Source organism: Streptomyces sp. NPDC054956, from assembly GCF_053609185.1.
Genome location: NZ_JBSGXB010000577.1, coordinates 1 through 2,146, shown reverse-complemented (window position 1 = coordinate 2,146; position 2,146 = coordinate 1). Strand labels below are relative to the sequence as shown.

The 2,146-nt window shown below is 79.5% G+C and carries 1 protein-coding gene; it reads right to left on the bottom strand.

The features are described 5' to 3' along the window. Positions 1–44: 44 nt before the first annotated feature. A complete protein-coding gene (locus ACWGDE_RS38410) occupies positions 45–1,931 on the bottom strand; it encodes a helix-hairpin-helix domain-containing protein (RefSeq protein ID WP_453393723.1) in 1,887 nt (628 codons plus the stop codon). Between the last annotated feature and the right edge of the window lie 215 nt (positions 1,932–2,146).

Below are 2,146 nucleotides of genomic sequence, written 5' to 3'. Positions count from 1 at the left end.
GGGGTGGGACGGGGGCCGCGCTGCGTGGCTCGCGAGGAGACGGCCTAGGCCTGCTCGGGCTCCCGCGCCGAGGCGACGAGCGTCCGCAGCAGGCTCGTCAGCCGGGTCGTACGGGGCTTCGCGGGCACCTCCGCGACCGCGCGCGGCAGCGCCTGGTCCACGCCGTGCACCACCGAGAGGTGCCGCTCGGCCCGGCCGAAGGCCGTGTACACCCAGTCCCGGGACAGGGCCTGCGCCGCGTCCCCGGGCAGTACGACGACCACCGCGGGCCAGCGCGCCCCGACGGCCTGGTGCGCCGTCACGGCCCAGCCGTGCCGCACCTGCGACTCCACCCGCTCCTTGGGTACGACGATGCGCGCGCCCGCGGTGCCGGCCAGGTGCAGCCCCTGCGCGTCGGCCGACACCACCCGGGCCGGCAGGGCCCGCCCGGGGGAGGGCACGTGGACCACCCGGTCACCGGGGTCGAAGCCGCCGAAGCGGCCCGGGCCCGGGTTCAGCCGCTCCTTGAGGGCCGCGTTGAGGGCGCGGGTGCCCGCCGAGCCGCCGTGGCCCGGGGTGATCACCTGGACCGCCTCCGCCGGGATGCCGAAGGCGCGGGGCACCGACTCGGCGACCAGCTGCACGGTGCGGTGCACGGCCTCCCCGGCGTCGCGGACCGGGACGATGACGACCTCCTTGCCGGGGGCGTCGACCTGGTTCAGCTCCCCGACACCGACCCCCGAGACCAGCTCGCCGATCGGACCCGGGTCGGGGATCCGGGAGACGAGCTGGGGGCAGGCGCGGGCCGCCAGCACATCGGCGAAGACCCGGCCGGGGCCGGCGGAGCCGAGCACGGCGGGGTCGCCCGACAGCACCAGGCGGGCTCCGTCGGGGACGGACTCCACGAGCGCGGCGGCCGTCTCCACGTCCAGCTGCGGGGCGTCCAGGACGATGAGCAGGTCCAGCGCGAACTGTCCGTCCGCGTCCCGGCCCGGGCCCTCCACGCCGCCGAGCAGACCCGCGACGGTGACGGCGCCCTCGGCCGGGGCGTGCGCGGCCAGGCAGGCGCGCAGCCCGAACTCCCGGGCCGCCGCGAGGAGTGCGCGGGGCTCGGCGCGGGCGGCCTCGCCGCCGGAGTGGGTGACCAGGCCGTGCCCGGCGGCGGCGCGGATCAGCTCGGCGCCGGGGCCGGTGGCGGCCTTGTCCCAGTCGGCGGGGTCCGTGAACGTGTTGGCGAGGCGGGCCAGGCCCTCGGCGAGGCTCTCCTCGGCCATGGCGGAGCCCTCCAGGCCCACGAGGATGCGTACGGGCTGCTCCTCGTCCTCCGCCACGGGAGGTCCGACGGGCTCCTCGAAGGCCAGCGCGGTGCCGTCGGCGACGGCCGCCTCCAGGGCCTCGGCGGGGTCCGGTACGCCGTACTGGGCGAGGGCGGACTCCAGGGTGGGGGCCTCGAGCACGGTGTGGCCCTTGGCGGCGGCCTGGGCCAGCAGCCAGCCCACCAGGGCGGCGGCCCGCCGCTCGTCCCCGGGGCCGGTCTCCTCGGCGCCGAGGAGGGCGCGCGCGAAGCCGTCTGCCTGGGTCGGGCGGACCCCGGCGACGGCCAGCAGCCGCCAGGGGGACCGCGTCAGCTCGCCGGCGGCGTCTTCGCCGAGTGCGGCGGCCGCCTGCGGGGCGAGGGACTCCGGGGCGCCGCCCCGGGCGAGGACCGCGGCGACGGCACGGACGGCGTCGGCGGAGGGGGCCGAGGCCGCGGAGGGGGCGGGTACGGACGGCTGGGGGGCGGCCGCGGGGGTGCGCTCCGGCGCGGGCGCGGGGACGGTCCTGCGGGGCGTGGGCGTGGGCGTGGGCGCCGGCGCGTCGAAGGCGGCGGGGGGCTTGCCGCCGCTCTCCACGGCCCGTACGGCCGCCAGCAGGTCGGCGGCCTTACCGCTGAGCTTGGCTCCGGCCTCCACGGGGGCCTCGCGTTCGGCCTTGCGGCGGGCGATGCGCTCGCGCTCGATCCTCTGCGCGGCGAGCTCGGCCGCGGCCTCACTGAGCTGCGGCTTGACCTCGCCGTCCGCGGCCGCGCCCTCGGAGCCCGCTCCGGCCTAGGCGTCGGCCTCCGCGTCGGTCGGCGCCGGGCCGGCTTCCGCCTCGTCGGTGGGCCCTGCGGGGCTTTCCCCCACCC